Source organism: Streptomyces sp. NPDC093071 (assembly GCF_044754545.1).
Taxonomy (GTDB): domain Bacteria; phylum Actinomycetota; class Actinomycetes; order Streptomycetales; family Streptomycetaceae; genus Streptomyces.
In genome coordinates this window covers 118571-137013 of sequence record NZ_JBIVPH010000006.1, presented here as the reverse complement: position 1 = coordinate 137013, position 18443 = coordinate 118571, and the positions used below count along the sequence as shown (strand labels likewise).

19 protein-coding genes and 1 tRNA gene are annotated in these 18443 nt (G+C 72.7%); 13 read left to right on the top strand and 7 right to left on the bottom strand.

Annotated elements, in window-relative coordinates:
• The first annotated feature begins 18 nt into the window (after window positions 1–18).
• Both ACIQD7_RS23455 and ACIQD7_RS23450 read left to right on the top strand, forming a co-directional pair.
• Window positions 19–106, top strand: a tRNA-Leu gene (locus tag ACIQD7_RS23455).
• 86 nt (window positions 107–192) lie between these two features.
• On the top strand, window positions 193–1119 hold the full coding sequence (locus ACIQD7_RS23450) for a pseudouridine synthase (RefSeq protein ID WP_402443985.1): 927 nt from the start codon (window positions 193–195) through the stop codon (window positions 1117–1119).
• Here ACIQD7_RS23450 and ACIQD7_RS23445 read toward each other — a convergent pair.
• From ACIQD7_RS23445 to ACIQD7_RS23430, 4 genes are all read right to left on the bottom strand, one after another.
• Entirely contained in the window at window positions 1103–1732 is a 630-nt protein-coding gene (locus tag ACIQD7_RS23445) for an MBL fold metallo-hydrolase (RefSeq protein ID WP_402443983.1), read from the bottom strand. The genes ACIQD7_RS23450 and ACIQD7_RS23445 overlap by 17 nt on opposite strands.
• Window positions 1732–2817 (bottom strand): S-(hydroxymethyl)mycothiol dehydrogenase, encoded by a 1086-nt coding sequence (locus tag ACIQD7_RS23440; RefSeq protein WP_121831672.1) that lies wholly within the window; start codon window positions 2815–2817, stop codon window positions 1732–1734. The genes ACIQD7_RS23445 and ACIQD7_RS23440 overlap by 1 nt, the downstream gene beginning before the upstream one ends.
• Window positions 2818–2929: 112 nt before the next feature.
• The gene (locus tag ACIQD7_RS23435) at window positions 2930–4402 is read right to left on the bottom strand and encodes an amino acid permease (RefSeq protein ID WP_402443981.1); all 1473 of its coding nucleotides are present in this window, start codon (window positions 4400–4402) and stop codon (window positions 2930–2932) included.
• 167 nt (window positions 4403–4569) lie between these two features.
• A complete protein-coding gene (locus ACIQD7_RS23430; RefSeq protein WP_121831674.1) occupies window positions 4570–5271 on the bottom strand; it encodes a FadR/GntR family transcriptional regulator in 702 nt (233 codons plus the stop codon).
• A gap of 189 nt (window positions 5272–5460) precedes the next feature.
• Between ACIQD7_RS23430 and ACIQD7_RS23425 the strand changes: the two genes are divergently transcribed.
• Genes ACIQD7_RS23425 through ACIQD7_RS23415 form a run of 3 tightly spaced genes read left to right on the top strand, consistent with a single transcriptional unit; the run spans window position 5461 to window position 7919 of the window.
• Entirely contained in the window at window positions 5461–5982 is a 522-nt protein-coding gene (locus ACIQD7_RS23425) for a gluconokinase (RefSeq protein WP_402443979.1), read from the top strand.
• A gap of 52 nt (window positions 5983–6034) precedes the next feature.
• Window positions 6035–7432, top strand: coding sequence for a gluconate:H+ symporter (locus ACIQD7_RS23420; RefSeq protein WP_121831676.1), 1398 nt, complete (start codon window positions 6035–6037; stop codon window positions 7430–7432).
• A gap of 55 nt (window positions 7433–7487) precedes the next feature.
• Window positions 7488–7919, top strand: coding sequence for an ASCH domain-containing protein (locus ACIQD7_RS23415; protein WP_121831677.1), 432 nt, complete (start codon window positions 7488–7490; stop codon window positions 7917–7919).
• Between the two features lie 116 nt (window positions 7920–8035).
• Here the strand turns inward: ACIQD7_RS23415 and ACIQD7_RS23410 are convergent, their stop codons facing one another.
• On the bottom strand, window positions 8036–9691 hold the full coding sequence (locus tag ACIQD7_RS23410) for an FAD-binding dehydrogenase (RefSeq protein ID WP_402443978.1): 1656 nt from the start codon (window positions 9689–9691) through the stop codon (window positions 8036–8038).
• A gap of 83 nt (window positions 9692–9774) precedes the next feature.
• Between ACIQD7_RS23410 and ACIQD7_RS23405 the strand changes: the two genes are divergently transcribed.
• The 7 genes from ACIQD7_RS23405 to ACIQD7_RS23375 all read left to right on the top strand — a co-directional run bounded on the left by ACIQD7_RS23405 (window position 9775) and on the right by ACIQD7_RS23375 (window position 15253).
• The gene (locus ACIQD7_RS23405; RefSeq protein ID WP_402443976.1) at window positions 9775–10311 is read left to right on the top strand and encodes an NUDIX domain-containing protein; all 537 of its coding nucleotides are present in this window, start codon (window positions 9775–9777) and stop codon (window positions 10309–10311) included.
• Window positions 10312–10608: 297 nt separating this feature from the next.
• Complete coding sequence (locus ACIQD7_RS23400; RefSeq protein WP_402443975.1) at window positions 10609–11001, top strand: YidH family protein; 393 nt, start codon at window positions 10609–10611, stop codon at window positions 10999–11001.
• Between the two features lie 23 nt (window positions 11002–11024).
• The gene (locus tag ACIQD7_RS23395; RefSeq protein ID WP_402443973.1) at window positions 11025–11327 is read left to right on the top strand and encodes a DUF202 domain-containing protein; all 303 of its coding nucleotides are present in this window, start codon (window positions 11025–11027) and stop codon (window positions 11325–11327) included.
• A gap of 141 nt (window positions 11328–11468) precedes the next feature.
• Window positions 11469–11765 carry a hypothetical protein gene (locus ACIQD7_RS23390; RefSeq protein ID WP_161373503.1) on the top strand — a complete coding sequence of 99 codons (297 nt, stop codon included), beginning with the start codon at window positions 11469–11471 and terminating at the stop codon, window positions 11763–11765.
• A gap of 93 nt (window positions 11766–11858) precedes the next feature.
• Window positions 11859–12770: an MBL fold metallo-hydrolase gene (locus ACIQD7_RS23385; RefSeq protein ID WP_402443970.1), complete on the top strand. Its 912-nt coding sequence runs from the start codon at window positions 11859–11861 to the stop codon at window positions 12768–12770.
• Window positions 12771–12974: 204 nt separating this feature from the next.
• Window positions 12975–14033, top strand: coding sequence for a phosphotransferase family protein (locus ACIQD7_RS23380; protein ID WP_402443968.1), 1059 nt, complete (start codon window positions 12975–12977; stop codon window positions 14031–14033).
• Window positions 14034–14038: 5 nt separating this feature from the next.
• On the top strand, window positions 14039–15253 hold the full coding sequence (locus ACIQD7_RS23375; RefSeq protein ID WP_402443966.1) for an acyl-CoA dehydrogenase family protein: 1215 nt from the start codon (window positions 14039–14041) through the stop codon (window positions 15251–15253).
• A gap of 34 nt (window positions 15254–15287) precedes the next feature.
• On the opposite strand, the gene ACIQD7_RS23370 is transcribed toward ACIQD7_RS23375, so the two are convergent.
• Together ACIQD7_RS23370 and ACIQD7_RS23365 are read right to left on the bottom strand one after the other, a co-directional pair.
• Entirely contained in the window at window positions 15288–15881 is a 594-nt protein-coding gene (locus tag ACIQD7_RS23370; protein WP_121831685.1) for a TetR/AcrR family transcriptional regulator, read from the bottom strand.
• Window positions 15882–15971: 90 nt separating this feature from the next.
• Window positions 15972–16814 (bottom strand): SDR family oxidoreductase, encoded by an 843-nt coding sequence (locus tag ACIQD7_RS23365; RefSeq protein ID WP_402443964.1) that lies wholly within the window; start codon window positions 16812–16814, stop codon window positions 15972–15974.
• Between the two features lie 229 nt (window positions 16815–17043).
• Between ACIQD7_RS23365 and ACIQD7_RS23360 the strand changes: the two genes are divergently transcribed.
• Complete coding sequence (locus ACIQD7_RS23360) at window positions 17044–18342, top strand: exo-beta-N-acetylmuramidase NamZ domain-containing protein (protein ID WP_402443962.1); 1299 nt, start codon at window positions 17044–17046, stop codon at window positions 18340–18342.
• The last annotated feature ends 101 nt before the right edge of the window (window positions 18343–18443 follow it).

Below are 18443 nucleotides of genomic sequence, written 5' to 3'. Positions count from 1 at the left end.
CAGGAAGACAGACACCTTGTCCGGGTGGCGGAATGGCAGACGCGCTAGCTTGAGGTGCTAGTGCCCTTTATCGGGCGTGGGGGTTCAAGTCCCCCCTCGGACACCACACGGAGTCCCGGTCGAGATCTTCTCGGCCGGGACTTTCGCATGGGCGCGCGGGCGCGTGCGTAAGGACGGCCACGAGGCGGAGCGGTGAGACGCAGGAGCAGGCCCCCGGTGGCGCCGCTGCCCCAGCGGGACGGAATCGATCCCGTGCGGGTGCGGCTGCCGGAGGATCCGGAGGGTGCCTGGGCGACCGTGCGGGACCATCTGGTGGAGCGGTACGGGGCGGCCGTGGGGGTCGGGCGGGTCGAGGAGATGCTGCGGGCGGGGCGGTTCGTCGGGACCGACGGGCCGGTCGCCGGGGACGAGCCGTACGCCGTGGGGCGGTGGCTCTGGTTCCACCGGGACTTCCCGCCGGAGACTCCGGTGCCCTTCGGGGTCGGGGTCGTGTACCGGGACGAGCGGATCGTGGTGGCCGACAAGCCGCACTTCCTGGCGACGATGCCCCGGGGGCGGCACGTCACGGAGACCGCGACGGCGCGGCTGCGCCGGGACCTGGGGCTGCCCCGGCTGCAGGCCGCGCACCGGCTCGACCGGCTGACGGCGGGGCTCGTCCTCTTCGTCGTGCGGGAGGAGGACCGGGGGGCGTACCAGACGCTGTTCCGGGACCGGGCCGTGCGCAAGGAGTACGAGGCGGTGGCGCCGTACGACCCGGCGGTGGGGCTGCCGGTGACGGTGCGGAGCCGGATCGAGAAGGAGCGCGGGGTGATGGCCGCCCGGGAGGTGCCGGGCGAGCCGAACGCCGAGAGCCGGATCGAGCTCCTGGCGCACGCGGGCGGGCTCGGCCGGTACCGGCTGGTGCCGGTGACCGGGCGGACGCACCAGCTGCGGGTGCACATGAACGCGCTCGGGCTGCCGATCCTGCACGATCCGGTCTATCCGGTGGTCCGTGAGGACGGGCCGGAGGACTTCGGGCGGCCGCTGCACCTGCTGGCGCGGACGCTGGAGTTCACCGACCCGTTCTCGGGCCGCGCGGTGCGCTTCGAGAGCCGGCTGCGGCTCAGTGGCCCCGGCTGATCCACTCCTGGAGGTGGGGCGCCTCGGCGCCGACGGAGGTGGTGCCGCCGTGGCCGGTGCGCACCACCGTCTCCGGCGGCAGGGCGAGGAGCTTGTCCCGGATCGAGTCGACGATCGTGGGGAAGTCCGAGAAGGACCGGCCGGTGGCGCCGGGGCCGCCCTGGAAGAGGGTGTCGCCGGTGAAGACCGTGCCGAGCTCCGGCGCGTACAGGCTGACCGCTCCCGGGGCGTGGCCCGGGGTGTGCAGGACCGTGAGGTCGGTGCCGGCGATAGTGAGGACCTGGCCGTCGGCGAGGTCGCCGTCCGGGCTGTGGTCGGGGTGGGTCTGCTTCCACAGCGGCAGGTCGGCGGGGTGGAGCAGGATGCGGGCGCCGGTGGCGGCCGCGAGCGCCGGGGCCGCGTCCACGTGGTCGTTGTGGGCGTGGGTGCAGACGATGGCGCGCAGGATGCGTCCGTCGAGCGCGTCGAGGATGGCCCCGGCGTCGTGGGCGGCGTCGATGACGATCGCCTCGGTGTCGTCTCCGACGATCCAGACGTTGTTGTCGACGTCCCAGGTGCCGCCGTCGAGGCTGAAGGTGCCGGAGGTGACGAGGTGGTCGATCCGGGCGGCCATCACAGCACCACCACCGAGCGCAGGACGTCGCCCTCGTGCATCCGGGCGAAGGCCTTCTCGACCTCGCCGAGGCCGATGGTCTCGGTGACGAAGGCGGCGAGGTCGATACGGCCCTGCCGGTGGAGGTCGACGAGCATCGGGAAGTCCCGGGAGGGCAGGCAGTCGCCGTACCAGGAGGACTTGAGCGCGCCGCCGCGGCCGAAGACGTCCAGGAGGGGCAGTTCGAGCTTCATCTCGGGGGTGGGGACGCCGACGAGGACGACGGTGCCGGCGAGGTCGCGGGCGTAGAAGGCCTGCTGGTACGTCTCCGGGCGGCCGACGGCCTCGATGACGACGTCGGCGCCGAAGCCGCCGGTGAGTTCGCGGATCGCCTCGACGGGGTCGGTGGAGCGGGAGTTGACGGTGTGGGTGGCGCCCATCGTCTTCGCCGTCTCCAGCTTCCGGTCGTCGATGTCGACGGCGATGATCTTCGCGGCTCCGGCGAGGCGGGAGCCGACGACCGCCGCGTCGCCGACGCCTCCGCAGCCGATGACGGCGACGGTGTCGCCGCGCCCGACGTTCCCGGTGTTGATCGCGGCGCCGATGCCGGCCATGACGCCGCAGCCGAGGAGGCCCGCGACCTCGGGGGCGACGGCGGGGTCGACCTTGGTGCACTGGCCGGAGGCGACGAGGGTCTTCTCGGCGAAGGCGCCGATGCCGAGGGCCGGGGAGAGCTCGGTGCCGTCGAGCAGGGTCATCCTCTGCTTCGCGTTGTGGGTGTCGAAGCAGTACCAGGGGCGGCCGCGCAGACAGGCGCGACAGTTTCCGCACACGGCCCGCCAGTTGAGGATCACGAAGTCGCCGGGGGCGACGTCGGTGACGCCCTCGCCGACCGACTCGACGATTCCGGCGGCCTCGTGGCCGAGGAGGAAGGGGAACTCGTCGTTGATGCCGCCCTGCTTGTAGTGGAGGTCGGTGTGGCAGACGCCGCACGCCTGGATCTTCACGACGGCCTCGCCGGGGCCGGGATCGGGGATCACGATCGTCTCGACCCGTACCGGTTCGTTTTTGCCGGGGGCGATGACCCCCTGGACGTGCTGCGGCATCGCGAACTTCCTTCTCTGCGAACGGATCTTGTAAGGCTCCTGCGTACCACTATCTCCTGACAAAAGGCGAGACCCCCGCAGGCCGTGCCTGCGGGGGTCCTGTGACGGTACGTCAGTCGCGCGGGGTCGCGGCGGTGTCGCGGACCCGGCGGCGGACCAGGAACCAGCCGCCGACGAGCGCGGCCGCGATGAGCGGCAGGCAGTTCACGGTGGTGCGGCTGATGCCCTCGTCCATCCACATGAGGACGAGGACGGAGCCGAGGAAGAGGAGGGTGACGATCTGGGTGTACGGGGCCCAGGGCAGCCGGTAGCCGGGACGGGTGAGCAGGCCCTGCCCGGCCCGGCGCCAGAACAGCAGCGAGCAGACCATGATCATGGCCCAGGTGCCGATGATGCCGACCGAGGCGAAGTTGAGGACCAGTTCGAAGGCCTCGCCGGGCATGACGTAGTTGAGGGCGACGCCGAGGACGCCGAAGGCGGCGGTGAGCAGGATGCCGCCGTAGGGGACGCCGCCCTTGTTCATGACGCCGGTGAAGCGGGGCGCGGAGCCGGCGAGCGACATGGAGCGCAGGATGCGGCCGGTGGAGTACAGGCCCGAGTTGAGGCTGGAGAGGGCGGCGGTGAGGACGACGAGGTTCATCACGCCGGCGGCGCCGGGGATGCCCAGCTTGTCGAAGACGGTGACGAAGGGGCTCTGGTCGCCGGAGTAGGCCGTGTACGGCAGGAGGAGGGCGAGCAGGACGACGGAGCCGACGTAGAAGAGGCCCACGCGCCACATGATCGAGTTGATCGCCTTCGGCATGATCTTCTCGGGGTTCTCGGTCTCGCCGGCGGCGACGCCGCACAGCTCGACGGAGGCGTAGGCGAAGACGACGCCCTGGATGAGCAGCAGCATGGGCATCATGCCGTGGGGGAAGACGCCGCCGTTGTCGGTGATGTTGCCGAGGCCCGGGGTGTGGCCGCCGACGTCGTGGGAGGTCACGACGAGGAAGATGCCGACCAGCATGAAGGCGACCAGGGCGGCGACCTTGACGATGGCGAACCAGAACTCCATCTCGCCGAAGTACTTCACGGAGATGAGGTTGGCGGCGAGGACGACCGCGAGGGCGATCAGGGCGAGGATCCACTGCGGGACGTCGCTGAACATCGACCAGAAGTGGGCGTAGGTGGCGGCCGCGGTGATGTCGGCGACGGCGGTGGTCGACCAGTTGAGGAAGTAGAGCCAGCCGGCCGTGTAGGCGCCCTTCTCGCCCATGAACTCGCGCGCGTAGGAGACGAAGGCGCCGGAGGAGGGGCGGTAGAGGACCAGTTCGCCGAGGGCGCGGACCACGAAGAAGGCGAAGACGCCGCAGACGGCGTAGGCGATGAAGAGGGAGGGCCCGGCCTGGGACATGCGGCCGCCGGCGCCCAGGAAGAGCCCGGTGCCGATGGCGCCGCCGATGGCGATCATGTTGATGTGCCGGGACTTGAGGTCCTTGCGGTATCCGGCGTCGCCGGCGTCGACGTGGGGGGTGGCGGCCGTGGGCCCGCCGGATGCCGCCGGTGCGGCGGACAGCGGGTCGGCCGCCGTGACGCGGTCACTCATGGAGTTGTTCGCCTTCGTGAGGGGGGCTGTGCGGTACCCGGTCGCACCCGGTGGGGGGTCTCCCCGGTACGACCAGCGCACATCCTCACGGCACGGGGCGGTGACTGACTGTGGCGCATGTCACTGAACGCCCATATTTGAGCTAGTTCAGAGCTTGCGTCCGGTCGTCAGGGCGCGAGGACGTCCAGCTCCTGGAGGGCGCCGACCGCGATCTGGCGGGTCAGCTCCTCGGCGCGGGCCGCGTCCCGTTCCCGTACGGCCTCGGCGACCTGGACGTGGAGGGTGACGGCGGCCGGGTCCGGGTCCTCGAACATCACGTGGTGGTGGGTGCGGCCGGTGAGGACCTCGGCGACGACGTCTCCGAGGCGGGCGAACATCTCGTTGCCGGAGGCGTTGAGGACGACCCGGTGGAAGGCGATGTCGTGGACGAGGTACTCCTCCAGGCGCCGGCCGCGCGAGGTGGCGACCATGCCGAGGGCCTCCTCGGTGAGTTCGCGGCACTGCTCGGGGGTGGCGTTGAGGGCCGCGAGTCCCGCGGCGACGGGCTCGACGGCGGAGCGGAGCACGGTGAGCGAGCGGAGCTGGCGGGGGCGGTCGGCGCCGGCCAGGCGCCAGCGGATGACCTGGGGGTCGTACACGTTCCAGCGCGCGGTGGGGAGCACGGTCACGCCGACGCGGCGGCGGGACTCGACCAGGTGCATGGACTCCAGGACCCGGACGACCTCGCGGACCACGGTCCGGGAGACGTCGAAACGCCGGGCGAGTTCGTCGGTGCGCAGCACGGTGCCGGGCGGGTACTCCCCCGCGGTGATCGCGAGGCCCAGGGTGGCCAGGACGTGGGAGTGGAGCCCCTGGGCCTGTGTCGTCATGGGGATCAGCCTATGCGGGTACGCGGGGGTGGACACAGCCGGAGCGGGAGCCGGAGCGGGTCCCGGAGCAAGATCCGGATTCAAAAGTACGACTTTTATGTCACAGTCTCTTGAATACGTCGTACCCAATGGGTTTCATGAGCGCGACGGACAACGGAATCGATGTCGAAGAAGACAGCGAGGCACCCCATGAGCACCCCACCCCAGGCCCCTCCCGTCGTCGTCGTGATGGGCGTCGCGGGGACCGGCAAGACCACCATCGGTCCGCTGGTCGCCGAGGCCCTCGGCCTTCCCTACGCCGAGGGCGACGACTTCCACCCGGCGGCGAACGTGGCCAAGATGTCGGCCGGCGTCCCGCTGGACGACGAGGACCGGGGGCCCTGGCTGGACGCCATCGGGGCGTGGGCGCACGGCCGGGCCGGGCTCGGCGGCGTGGTGAGCAGCTCCGCGCTGAAGCGGGCGTACCGGGACCGGCTGCGTGCCGCCGCGCCCGGCGTCGTCTTCCTGCATCTGACCGGCGACCGGGAGCTCATCGAGGGCCGGATGGCCGCGCGCAAGGGGCACTTCATGCCGACGGCGCTGCTCGACTCCCAGTTCGCCACCCTGGAGCCGCTCCAGGACGACGAGGCCGGCGTCGCCGTCGACGTGTCCGGCACCCCCGAGGAGATCACCGCCCGCGCCGTCGCCGCACTGCGCGGCCGGACCGGCTGACCCCCTCCACCCCCTTCTCTTCCCCTCTCCTGCCCGTACGAAGGACACCACCGTGACCAGTCTCAGCGTCGAGATCCTGGCAGCGGACGCCGCCGAACCGATCACCTCGGCAGGCAACGCCCAGCTCGGAATCGCCGTGCTCGCCGGCATCGCCGTCATCGTCCTGCTCATCACCAAGTTCAAGCTGCACGCCTTCCTGGCGCTGACCATCGGGTCCCTCGCGCTCGGCGCCTTCGCGGGCGCGCCGCTCGCGGACACCATCAAGTCCTTCACCGCGGGCCTCGGCAGCACCGTCGCCGGCGTGGGCGTGCTGATCGCCCTCGGCGCCATCCTCGGCAAGCTGCTCGCGGACTCCGGCGGCGCGGACCAGATCGTCGACACGATCCTGGCGAGGGCGAGCGGCCGGGCCATGCCGTGGGCGATGGTGCTCATCGCCTCCGTGATCGGCCTGCCGCTCTTCTTCGAGGTCGGCATCGTGCTGCTGATCCCGGTGGTGCTGCTGGTCGCCAAGCGCGGCAACTACTCCCTGATGCGGATCGGCATCCCGGCCCTCGCCGGCCTCTCCGTGATGCACGGCCTGATCCCGCCGCACCCCGGCCCGCTCGTCGCGATCGACGCCGTCGGCGCCAACCTGGGCGTCACGCTCGCCCTCGGCCTCGTCGTCGCGATCCCGACCGTGATCATCGCCGGTCCGCTCTTCTCCCGGTACGCGGCCCGCTGGGTGGACATCCCGGCTCCCGAGAACATGATCCCCACGCGTCCCTCCGAGGACCTGGAGAAGCGCCCCGGCTTCGGCGTCACCGTCGCGACCGTGCTGCTGCCGGTCGTCCTGATGCTGGTGAAGGCGCTCGTCGACATCGTCGTGGACGACCCGGAGAACGGCGTCCAGAAGGTCACCGACGTCATCGGCTCGCCGCTGATCGCGCTGCTCGCCGCCGTCATAGTCGCGCTCTTCACGCTGGGCCGGGCGGCCGGCTTCACCAAGGAGCGGCTGTCCTCGACCGTCGAGAAGTCCCTCGCCCCGATCGCGGGCGTCCTGATGATCGTCGGCGCGGGCGGCGGCTTCAAGCAGACCCTGATCGACATCGGCGTCGGCCAGATGATCCTGGACTTCTCCAAGAGCTGGTCCATCCCGGCCCTGCTGCTCGCCTGGCTGATCGCGGTCGCGATCCGGCTCGCGACGGGCTCCGCGACGGTGGCGACGATCTCGGCGGCGGGTCTGGTGGCTCCGCTGGCGGAGGGCATGTCGACGGGCGAGACGGCGCTGCTGGTCCTCGCGATCGGCGCCGGTTCGCTCTTCTTCAGCCACGTCAACGACGCCGGGTTCTGGCTGGTGAAGGAGTACTTCGGCATGAACGTCGGCCAGACGATCAAGACCTGGTCGGTAATGGAGACGATCATCTCGGTCGTGGGCATCGTGTTCGTGCTGCTGCTGTCGCTGGTGTTGTAGCGGCGTCGCCGGAAACGAACGGTGGGGGCCGGTCACGGCTGACAGACTGTCGGCCATGACCGGCCCCCACGCGCTCAAGCCCTTCCTGCTCGCCTTTCCCGGCCCCCTGCGGGACCGGCTCGTCGCGGCGGTCCTCTCCGGCGAGAAGACCGCCACGACCGGGCTCCTCCTGGAGTACGAGGCCGAGAACGAGGACCTGCCCGAGGTCGGCGAACGCTCGGCGGTCATCGACTCGGACGGCCGCGAGGTGGCGGTCGTGGAGATCACGGAGGTCCAGGTCCTTCCCCTGCGCGACGCGGACCTCCGCCTGGCCCTCGGCGAGGGCGAGGGCTACCGCTCGGTCGCGGAGTGGCGCGCGGGCCACGAGGACTTCTGGCACGGCGAGGAGATGCGGGAGGCACTGGGGGACCCGGAGTTCGTCGTGGACGAGGAGACGGTGCTGGTGGTGGAGTGGTTCCGGGTGGTGGAGGTGCTCCGGGAGGCCTGACCGCCCTCGCCGCCGTACTCTCGGCCCGCCGCACCTGCCGTCGTGCTCCCTGTCAGCCCGCTGCCCTCGCCGCCGTACTCCTCCTCAGCCCGCTGCCCCCGCCTCCGTACTCCTCCTCAGCCCACCGCCCTCGCCGCCGCACGGCCCGCCGCGCGGCCCGAGAAGATGCAGCCGCCGAGGAAGGTGCCTTCGAGGGAGCGGTAGCCGTGGACGCCGCCGCCGCCGAAGCCGGCCGCCTCGCCCGCCGCGTAGACGCCCTCCAGGGGGGTGCCGCCCTCCGTCAGGACGCGGGAGTCGAGGTCGGTCTCCAGGCCGCCGAGGGACTTGCGGGTGAGGATGTTGAGGCGCACGGCGATCAGCGGGCCCGCGCCGGGGTCCAGGATGCGGTGCGGGGTCGCCGTGCGGATGAGCCGGTCGCCCAGGTACTTGCGGGCGCCCCGGATCGCCGTGACCTGGAGGTCCTTGGTGAAGGGGTTGGCGATCTCGCGGTCGCGGGCGGTGATCTCGCGGCGCAGGGCGGCCTCGTCGATCAGCGGCTCGTCGGTGAGCGCGTTCATGCCCCGGACGAGGGCGGAGAGGTCCTTCTCGACGACGAAGTCGACGCCCTTGTCCATGAAGGCCCGGACGGGGCCGGGCACGTCCGCCCGGGCCCGGCCGATGACGTCGCGGACCGACTTGCCGGTCAGGTCCGGGTTCTGCTCGGAGCCCGAGAGGGCGAACTCCTTGCCGATGATCTTCTTGTCGAGCACGAACCAGGTGTGGTCGTACCCGGTCCGCGTGATGTGTTCGAGGGTGCCGAGGGTGTCGAAGCCGGGGAAGAGCGGCACGGGCAGCCGCTTGCCGGTGGCGTCGAGCCAGAGGGAGGACGGGCCGGGCAGGATGCGGATGCCGTGGCGGGCCCAGACGGGGTTCCAGTTCTCGATGCCCTCGGTGTAGTGCCACATCCGGTCGCGGTTGATGTGGCGGGCGCCGGCCTTCTCGGCGATGCCGAGCATGAGGCCGTCCACGTGCGCGGGGACGCCGGAGAGCAGCTTGGCGGGCGGGGTGCCGAGGCGGGCGGGCCACTGGGCGCGGACGAGGTCGTGGTTGCCGCCGATGCCGCCGGTGGTGACGATCACGGCCTGGGCGCGCAGTTCGAAGGAGCCGGCGACCCCGCGTCCGCTCGCGGTGCCCCGGGCGGCGGTGGAGGGTTCCAGGATCTCGCCGGTGACGGTGTCGACGGCTCCGGCGGTGCGGCCGAGGCCGGTGACGCGGTGGCGGAAGCGGAGCTGGACGAGGCCCCGGGCGACGCCCTCGCGGACCTTCCGCTCGAAGGGGGCGACGAGGCCGGGGCCCGTACCCCAGGTGATGTGGAAGCGGGGGACGGAGTTGCCGTGCCCGGTGGCGTCGTAGCCGCCGCGCTCGGCCCAGCCGACGACGGGGAAGAACCGCACCCCGCGCGCGTGGAGCCAGGCGCGCTTCTCGCCGGCCGCGAAGTCGACGTACGCCTCGGCCCACTTCCTCGGCCAGTGGTCCTCGGTCCGGTCGAAACCGGCGGTGCCGTACCAGTCCTGGAGGGCGAGGGCGTGGCTGTCCTTGACGCGCATCCGGCGCTGTTCGGGCGAGTCGACCAGGAAGAGGCCGCCGAAGGACCAGTGGGCCTGGCCTCCGAGGGACTGTTCCGGTTCCTGGTCGAGGAGGATCACGGAGCGGCCGGCGTCGACCAGCTCGGCGGTGGCGACGAGTCCGGCGAGACCGGCCCCGATCACGATCACATCAGCGTCATAGGACATGGACCGCATCTTGGATACACCGGTGTATCGAGTCAACCGTTCGGACGCGCGGTTTCGCCGGGCGGGTTTGTTTGGATGGCCGCATGAGTTCCGCTGAAGAGATTCTCGACGTCGTCGACGAGCAGGACCGGGTGATCGGGCGGGCCCCGCGCGGCGAGGTGTACGCGCGGGGGCTGATCCACCGCTGCGTCTTCGTCCGGGTCCGGGACGCCGGGGGCAGGGTCTTCGTGCACCGCAGGACGCCCACGAAGCTGGTCTTCCCCTCCATGTACGACATGTTCGTCGGCGGTGTCGTCGGCGCCGACGAGTCCTACGACGAGGCCGCGCTGCGCGAGGCCGAGGAGGAGCTGGGGGTACGGGGGCTCCCCCGCCCCGAGCCGGTGCTGCGCTTCCTGTACGACTCCGGGGGCGTGGCCGGGAAGTGGTGGTCGGCGGTGTACGAGGTCCGCTGCGACCTGCCGGTGGACCCGCAGGTGGAGGAGGTCGCCTGGCACGCCTTCCTGACGGAGGACGAGCTGGCCGCGCGGCTGGGCGAGTGGGAGTGGGTGCCGGACGGGCTCGCCGCGTATGAGCGGCTGCGGGCGGAGGGTGAGGGGCGGGGCGCTGAGGCGCGGGGCTGAGGGGCGGGGCTGAGGGTCCGGTCCTGCGCGTGCGAGTGGTTGCGGACGGACGCGGTGGGGCGGGGCCGAGGGCTTGGCCCCCGCGCGTGCGGGCGGACGCGGCGGAACGAGCGGGGGCCGAGAGTCCGGTTCCGCGCGTACGAGCAGCTGCGGGCGGACGCGGTGGGGGCGAGGCCGGGGGTCCGGTCCCGCGTGCGCGGGCGGCCGTGAGTGCGGTGGGACGGAGGCCCCGAGGCCCGGTCCCGGAGGGGGTCCGCGCGTCGGGCGGTGTGATGATCAGGCCGTTAGGGTGCACGTGTGAGCGATTTCGTGCAGAGTCTGCGGCTCTGGTTCGCGCCGCAGCGGATCCGGGACGAGGGGGACACCCCCGACTACCGCTTCTCCCTGGCCAACGAACGGACCTTCCTCGCCTGGATCCGGACCGCGCTCGCCCTGGTCGGCGGCGGCTTCGCCGTCGACCAGTTCCTTCCCGACCTGCGCTGGGGGGTGCGGGTCGGGCTCGCGCTCGCGCTGCTCGCCGCCGGGGTGCTGTGCGCCCTGCGCGCGGTGAACCACTGGATCCGCTGCGAGCGCGCGATGCGGCGCGGCGAGGACCTTCCGGCGTCCCGGTTCCCGGCGGTGCTCAGCCTCGTGGTGGCCGTGGTGGCGCTGGCGATGGTGGTGGTCGTGCTCTTCGGCTGGGCCGGGTAGTGGAGGGGGCGCCGGACGGGGTGGTGACCCGGGATCCCGGGCTCCAGCCGGAGCGGACCCGGCTCGCCTGGCGGCGCACCACGCTCTCCTGCACGGTCGTGGCGGTCCTCGCCGTCAAGCTGGCCGTCCAGGACGAGACCACGCTCAGGGGGCTGGCCGGACTCGCCCTCTCCGCCCTCGCGTGGCTCCTGTTCCTGGTGGTGGCCCACCGCCGGATCCGTTCCCTGGGCGCGGCCCGGCCGCGCCCGCTCACCCACCGGGGCGCGCTGCTCGCCGCCCTGTGCACGATCGGTCTCGCCTTCTTCGGGGTGGCGCTGATCTGGTGAGCCCGGCGGGGCCCTCGTAAGGGAAGCCGTAGGGGAAGACGTGGGGGAAGACACGGACGCGGTCGATCTTCCGAACCAGGACGAGAAGGGCGTATCGGACTAGCCTGGAAAGGTCAGCCGCTCCCTCACAGAGGCCATGTGATGACCGTTCTCCACCACGAACACCCCACGCACGCCCACGCCCACGGTCCGGACTGCGGCCACCGGGCGGTGGACCACGGGGACCACGTCGACTACGCGCACGACGGGCACCTGCACCGCGAGCACTCGGGCCACTGGGACGAGTGCGAGCCGGCCGGTCACGTCTCCCACGAGGCCCACGCGCACGAGCACGGGCCCGACTGCGGTCACCCGTCGGTGACGCACGGCGACCACCTCGACTACGTGCACGACGGACACCGGCACGCGGCGCACGACGGACACTGGGACGACCACTGATCCGGTGAACGAACCCGCTCCTCCTTCCCCCGGCCCGGGGCCGACTGGCACTCTTCCCCCCTGTCAGGTCCGGCTCTCACCCGGGGGATTCCCTTGTCTTCCACCGACCCCTACGTGGTCACCCTCGCCCCGAACGTCCACGCCTTCGTCCAGCCCGACGGGGGCTGGTGCCTGAACAACGCCGGTTTCCTCGGCGACGCGGGCGAGTCGCTGCTCGTCGACACCGCCGCCACCGAACGGCGGGCCCTGCTGCTGCGCGAGGCCGTCCTCGCCGCCGGGCTTCCGCTGCCGGGGACCGTCGTCTCCACCCACCACCACGGGGACCACACCTACGGGAACGGGGTGTTCGCCCCCGAGGCGCGGATCGTCGGGCACGAGAACTGCCGGACCGAACAGCTCGCGGCCGGACACCAGCTCCATCTGATCTGGCCGCAGACGGACTTCGGCCGGGTCGACGTCCTGCCGCCGTCCGTCACGTACACCGACCGGCTGACGCTGCACGTCGGCGGGATCGAGGTGCGGGTGCTCCACCCGGGCGCCGCGCACACCACGGGCGACTCGATCGTGCACCTCCCGGAGCAGGGGGTGGTCTTCACGGGCGACCTGGTCTTCCACGGCGGGACGCCGTTCCTGCCGATGGGCTCGCTCGCCGGCTCGCTGCGCGCGCTCGCCCTGCTGCGCTCGCTCGACGCGCCGACGGTGGTGCCGGGGCACGGGCGGGTGACCGACCCCTCCGCGTACGACGCGACGGAGCGGTACCTGCTGTGGGTGCGGGAGCTGGCCGCCGAGGGGTACGCCAAGGGGGAGACGCCCCTGGAGACGGCGCGGCGGGCGGAGCTCGGCGAGTTCGCCGCGTGGCGGGAGAGCGAGCGCCTGGTGGCGAACCTGCACCGGGCCCACGCGGAGCTGGCGGGCCTGCCGGAGGGGCACCCGCTCGACCCGGTGGCGGTCTTCGGCGACATGGCGGCGATGAACGGCGGGGTGCCGGTGGCCTGTCACGCCTGAGCCGTACGGAGGGCGTGCGCCGGGGCACCCCTCGGCGCACGCCCTCCGCGCGTCCGGCGAGCACGCCCAGGGCGCGTCCGGCGGGCGCGTCCGGCAGGCGCGCGGAGGGCACGTCCGGGGAGTGTGGCGGACACCCCTCTGGACGACATACCGACTGGTCGGTCATCATGAGGGCCGACCGCAGCCGACCCGGAGGTACGCCCGATGAGCTCCGCCCCTGACCCGCAGTCGACGACGCGGGAGGCGACCCCACCGGGTCTCGACCCCGAGCGGCTGCGCCGTTTCCTCGACCGCGAGCGGCCCGGTCTGGTGGCCGGACCCCTCGAAGCCCGGCTGATCGAGGGCGGCCGGTCGAACCTGACGTACGCGGTGACCGACGGCACCCCCACCGGCCGCTGGGTCGTCCGCAGGCCCCCGCTCGGCCACGTCCTGGCCACCGCCCACGACATGCGGCGCGAGCACCGGGTGATCAGCGCCCTGGACGCGACGGACGTGCCCGTGCCCGGGACGGTCCTGCTCTGCGAGGACGAGTCGGTGCTCGGCGCGCCCTTCTACGTCATGGAGTTCGTGGAGGGGACCCCGTACCGCTCGGCCCGCGAGCTCGCCCCGCTGGGCCCCGAGCGCACCCGCGCCGCCGTCCTCGGTCTGGTCGACACCCTGGTCGACCTGCACGCCGTGGACCCCGGCGCGGTCGGGCTCGGGGACTTCGGGCGGCCCGAGGGCTTCCTCGACCGGCAGCTGCGGCGCTGGGGCAAGCAGCTCGACGCCTCGCGCGGCCGCGAGCTGGCCGGGATCGACGAACTGCACGCCGCCCTCGGCCGGGAGCTGCCGGCGTCTCCGCCGCCCACCGTGATCCACGGCGACTACCGGCTCGACAACGTCCTCGTCGGCCCCGACGACCGGATCCGGGCCGTCCTGGACTGGGAGATGTCCACGCTCGGCGACCCGCTCACCGACCTCGGCCTCCTCGTCATGTACAGCACCCCGCTGGACCTGCCGGGCTCCCCCATCTCCACGACCGCCTCGGCCGCCGGGCACCCGGGCGCCGCCGAGCTGGCCGAGCGCTACGCGGCCCGCTCGGGCCGCGACACCTCCGCCCTCGCCTGGTACACGGCCTTCGCCTGGTTCAAGCTCGCCGTGATCCTGGAGGGCATCCACTACCGCTACACCCTCGGCCAGACGGTCGGCGCCGGGTTCGACCGCATCGGCGAACTCGTCCCCGTCTTCATCGAGCACGGCCTGACCACCCTTCAGGAGGGCTGACCCCCATGGACTTCGCCTACGACGCGCGCACCGAGGAGCTGCGCGCGAAGCTGCTCGCCTTCATGGACGAGCACGTCTACCCGGCCGAGGCCGTCGCCGAGGAGCAGCGGGCCCTGCTCGCCTCCCCGTGGGACACCCCGGCGGTGGTCGAGGAGCTGAAGGCCGAGGCCGAGCGGCAGGGCCTGTGGAACCTCTTCCTTCCGGACGTGGAGTACGGGGCGGGGCTCACCAACCTCCAGTACGCGCCGCTCGCCGAGATCACCGGCCGCAGCCCCCAGCTGGCCCCGACCGCCCTCAACTGCGCCGCCCCGGACACCGGGAACATGGAGCTGCTCGCCCAGTTCGGCGACGAGGCGCAGAAGAAGCAGTGGCTGGAGCCGCTGCTCGCGGGCGAGATCCGCTCGGCGTTCGCGATGACCGAGCCCGAGGTGGCCTCCTCCGACGCGACCAACATCGAGACCCGGATCCGGCGGGACGGCGACTCGTACGTGATCGACGGGCGCAAGTGGTACATCTCCGGGGCGATGAACCCCGACTGCAAGGTCTTCATCGTCATGGGCAAGACCGACCCCGACGGCACCGACCTCCGCCGCCAGCAGTCGATGGTCCTGGTGCCGCGCGACGCCCCGGGCGTCGAGGTCCGGCGCGCGATGCGGGTGTATGGGTACGAGGACCACTACCACGGCGGCCACGCCGAGGTGGTCTTCGATGGCGTGCGCGTCCCGGCGGCGAACCTGGTGGGCGAGGAGGGCGGCGGCTTCGCCATCGCGCAGGCCCGGCTCGGCCCCGGCCGCATCCACCACTGCATGAGGCTGATCGGCATGGCGGAGCGGGCCGTGGAGCTGATGTGCCGGCGCGCGGCCTCCCGTACCGCCTTCGGCAAGCCGCTCGCCCGGCAGGGCGTCGTGCAGAACTGGATCGCGGACGCCCGGGTGACGATCGAGCAGCTGCGGCTGCTGGTCCTCAAGACGGCGTGGCTCATGGACACCGTCGGCAACCGGGGCGCGCACACCGAGATCCAGGCGATCAAGATCGCGACCCCGCGCGCGGTCGTCGACATCATCGACAAGGCCGTGCAGCTGCACGGCGCGGGCGGGGTGTCGCAGGACTTCCCGCTGGCCGAGCTGTGGGCGGCGGCGCGGACGCTGAAGCTGGCGGACGGGCCGGACGAGGTGCACCAGCGGTCGCTGGCGCACCGGGAGCTGAAGAAGTACCTGTAGCCGTCGCGGCCGACCGCACCCCCAGGGGGTGCGGTCAGGGGCGCAGGGCCCGGAGCAGCAGGTCGGCGAGGTGTCCCGCGACCTGCTGGGGGCTGAGGGGGCCGTCCGGGCGGTACCAGGTGGACAGGTGGTGCACGGACCCGAAGTGGTAGTCGACCACCAGGTCGGCGGGGGTCGCGGAGGAGAACACCCCGGACTTCTGACCCTCCTCGATCAGGGCCCGGAACCGCTCGTGGTAGCGGCGCCGCTCGGCCCGCACCCGCTTGTTCTTCTCCGGGCTCAGGTGGTGCATGGAGCGGAAGAAGATCGAGGCGTCGTCGAGGTTCTCGATGGTGGTGACGACGACGTCGGCGGCGGCGTCGCGCAGCCGCTCCTCCACGGGCGCGTCGGCGTCGGCGAAGGCGTCGAGCCGCTCCTGCTGGAGGCGCAGGACCCGGGAGTAGACCTCCTGGAGGAGGTCCTCCTTGGAGCCGAAGTAGTGGTAGAGGGCGCCCTTGGTGACCCCGGCGGCCTCGACGATCTCCTGGACGGAGGTGCGGTCGTAGCCCTGCTCCGCGAAGAGCCGGGTGGCGGCGGCGAGGAGCCTCTGGGGGACGGGGGTGCCGCTCCCGTCCGTCGTCCTGGCCATGCTCCGCCGCCTTCCTTCGTCCTGCTCCGGTGATCGTTTTCGGTCGCGGGAACGCGTTCCCGCCAGGTAGATCTTCCCATCCGCCGGGGACTACGGCTGACGGGAGCCCGTCTCCCAGGTCCGCTGGACGTGGTTCATGGTGCCGAGCCAGCGCTCGGGATCGGTGGCCCGGTTGCGGTAGTAGCCGGCGACCTCGGGGTGCGGCAGCACGAGGAAGCGGTCGGCCCCGACGGCGTCGATCAGGGCGTCCGCGACGTCCTCGGGCTCGATGGCGGTGGGGGCGAGGACCAGCTCGCCCGCGCTCCCGGCGGCGGTGAGCATGTCCGTGCGGACGCCCTGCGGGCAGATGGCGTGGACGGAGAGGCCGCGGTGCCGGTAGGTGAGGGAGAGCCACTCGGCGAAGGCGTACGCGCCGTGCTTGGAGACGCTGTACGGCGCCGCGCCGATCATGGTGAGGAGTCCGGCGGCGGAGACGGTGGAGACGAAGCGGCCGCTGCCGCGCTCCAGCCACTCCGGGAGCAGGGCCCGGGCCGCGCGGACGTGGGCCATGACGTTGACGTCCCAGGCGGCGGCCCAGACGTCCTCGTCGGCGAAGGCGTCGCCGGGCGAGGAGAGCCCGGCGTTGGCGCACCAGACGTCGACGGCGCCGCCGAGGGCCTTGCGGGCCTCGTCGACGACGGCGGAGGCGTCCCCGGGGACGGCGACGGCCCCGATCTCGGCGGCGACGGCCTCGGCCCGGTCGGCGTCGAGGTCGTTGACGACGACGCGGGCGCCTTCGGCGGCGAAGCGGCGGGCGAGGGCGGCGCCGATGCCGCCGCCCGCGCCGGTGACGACGACGCCGGCGTCCAGGAGGGCGGCCGCGGCCTTCGCCGCCCCCGCGCTCGGAGCCGTATCCGCATTCACGTCCGTACCCGTGCCCGTGTCCGCGCCCATGTCTGGACCCACCTCTCCGCGACTCTCCGGATGCTCCGGCTTCTCCGGCCTTCCCGGGACGACGACCCCGGCAGACTAACCGGTCGGTATGCCGGGTGGGAAGGGTCGGCGGAGGGTGGGCGGCGGAGGGCCCCTCCCGCACGCCTCGTTCCCACGGGCCACCGGGCGCGCTAGCGTGCGTGCCCCTGTCATGCGCCCCGGCCGGGGCCGCGATCGAGGAGGTTCGCGCATGGGTCTGTCGCGACGGAGTCTGCTGGCCGCCGGAGGCGCCCTGGGGGCGGTGGCGGCGACCGCGTCCCCCGCCACCGCCGGGACACCGGGCCGGGAGACGGGAGCTCCGGGGCGGGAGACCGGGGCTCCGGACCGGGAGGACAGGCGGCGCCGGGTGCGGACCGGCTTCGAGCGGCTCGCGGCGGACGGGTACGCGGCGCTCGTCGGGCAGCGGGTCGGCGTCGTCACCAACCCGACCGGCGTGACCCCCGACGCCCGCCACCTCGTGGACGTCATGCACGCCGACGAGCGGGTCGACCTGATCGCCGTCTTCGGCCCCGAGCACGGCTTCCGGGGTACCGCCCAGGCCGGCGGCTCGGAGGGCCGGTACGACGACCCGGCGACCGGGCTGCCCGTCTACGACACGTACCTGAAGAGCGGGCGGCCGCTCGCGGACGTCTTCACCGCCTCCGGGGTGGACACGGTCGTCTTCGACATCCAGGACGCCGGCGCGCGCTTCTACACCTACATCTGGACGCTGTACGACTGCATGGAGGCCGCCGCCCTCGCCGGGAAGCGGTTCGTGGTCCTGGACCGGCCGAACCCGGTGACCGGGCGCGCGGCGCTCGGGCCCGTCCTGGACCGGGCGTTCGCCACCTTCGTCGGGCGCGAGCCGATCGCGCAGGCGCACGGCATGACGGTGGCCGAGCTGGCGCTGCTCTTCAACGGCGAGTTCCTGGCCGCGCCCGTCGCCCTGGAGACCGTGCGGATGACGGGGTGGCGGCGGACGGACTTCTTCGACTCGACGGGGCTGCCCTGGGTGCCGCCGAGCCCGAACATGCCGACGCCGGAGACCGCGCTCGTCTACTCCGGCACCTGTCTCTTCGAGGGCACGAACCTCTCCGAGGGCCGGGGCACCACCCGCCCCTTCGAACTCCTCGGCGCCGAGGGGATCGACCGCCGGTGGGCGGAGGCGGCGAACGCGCTCGGCCTGCCCGGGGTCCGCTTCCGCGAGGCCTACTTCGCGCCGACCTTCTCCAAGTTCCAGGGGAGGACGGTGGGCGGGGTGCAACTGCACGTCCACGACCGGGAGTCCTTCGACCCGGTACGGACCGGGATCGGGCTCCTGGTCACCGCCCGCCGCTCGTGGTCCGGCTTCGCCTGGCGGCCGGACCACTGGATCGACAAGCTGACCGGTTCGACCCGGGTGCGGACCCTGATCGACGCGGGCGCGGACACGGACGAGGTCGTCGGGGCGTGGCAGGCGGACCTGAAGGCCTTCCGGGCGGTGCGGAGGCAGTACCTGCTCTACCGCTGAGGGCCGCCCCGGGAAGGGGGTTGTCCCCCGTGTTCCGAGGGGGTGGGCGGGAGGCGGCGGAAGGGGGCGGGCGGGATGTCCCGGCGGCGTCCCGCCGACCA

What these genes read in the sequence shown, in the direction of transcription:
- ACIQD7_RS23410 (WP_402443978.1), bottom strand. Translation starts at nt 9,691, where the DNA reads ATGTCCTATGACGCTGATGTGATCGTGATCGGGGCCGGTCTCGCCGGA.
- ACIQD7_RS23390 (WP_161373503.1), top strand. Translation starts at nt 11,469, where the DNA reads ATGACCGTTCTCCACCACGAACACCCCACGCACGCCCACGCCCACGGT.
- ACIQD7_RS23360 (WP_402443962.1), top strand. Translation starts at nt 17,044, where the DNA reads ATGGGTCTGTCGCGACGGAGTCTGCTGGCCGCCGGAGGCGCCCTGGGG.
- ACIQD7_RS23405 (WP_402443976.1), top strand. Translation starts at nt 9,775, where the DNA reads ATGAGTTCCGCTGAAGAGATTCTCGACGTCGTCGACGAGCAGGACCGG.
- ACIQD7_RS23375 (WP_402443966.1), top strand. Translation starts at nt 14,039, where the DNA reads ATGGACTTCGCCTACGACGCGCGCACCGAGGAGCTGCGCGCGAAGCTG.
- ACIQD7_RS23445 (WP_402443983.1), bottom strand. Translation starts at nt 1,732, where the DNA reads ATGGCCGCCCGGATCGACCACCTCGTCACCTCCGGCACCTTCAGCCTC.
- ACIQD7_RS23415 (WP_121831677.1), top strand. Translation starts at nt 7,488, where the DNA reads ATGACCGGCCCCCACGCGCTCAAGCCCTTCCTGCTCGCCTTTCCCGGC.
- ACIQD7_RS23365 (WP_402443964.1), bottom strand. Translation starts at nt 16,814, where the DNA reads ATGGGCGCGGACACGGGCACGGGTACGGACGTGAATGCGGATACGGCT.
- ACIQD7_RS23435 (WP_402443981.1), bottom strand. Translation starts at nt 4,402, where the DNA reads ATGAGTGACCGCGTCACGGCGGCCGACCCGCTGTCCGCCGCACCGGCG.
- ACIQD7_RS23440 (WP_121831672.1), bottom strand. Translation starts at nt 2,817, where the DNA reads ATGCCGCAGCACGTCCAGGGGGTCATCGCCCCCGGCAAAAACGAACCG.
- ACIQD7_RS23425 (WP_402443979.1), top strand. Translation starts at nt 5,461, where the DNA reads ATGAGCACCCCACCCCAGGCCCCTCCCGTCGTCGTCGTGATGGGCGTC.
- ACIQD7_RS23370 (WP_121831685.1), bottom strand. Translation starts at nt 15,881, where the DNA reads ATGGCCAGGACGACGGACGGGAGCGGCACCCCCGTCCCCCAGAGGCTC.
- ACIQD7_RS23380 (WP_402443968.1), top strand. Translation starts at nt 12,975, where the DNA reads ATGAGCTCCGCCCCTGACCCGCAGTCGACGACGCGGGAGGCGACCCCA.
- ACIQD7_RS23430 (WP_121831674.1), bottom strand. Translation starts at nt 5,271, where the DNA reads ATGACGACACAGGCCCAGGGGCTCCACTCCCACGTCCTGGCCACCCTG.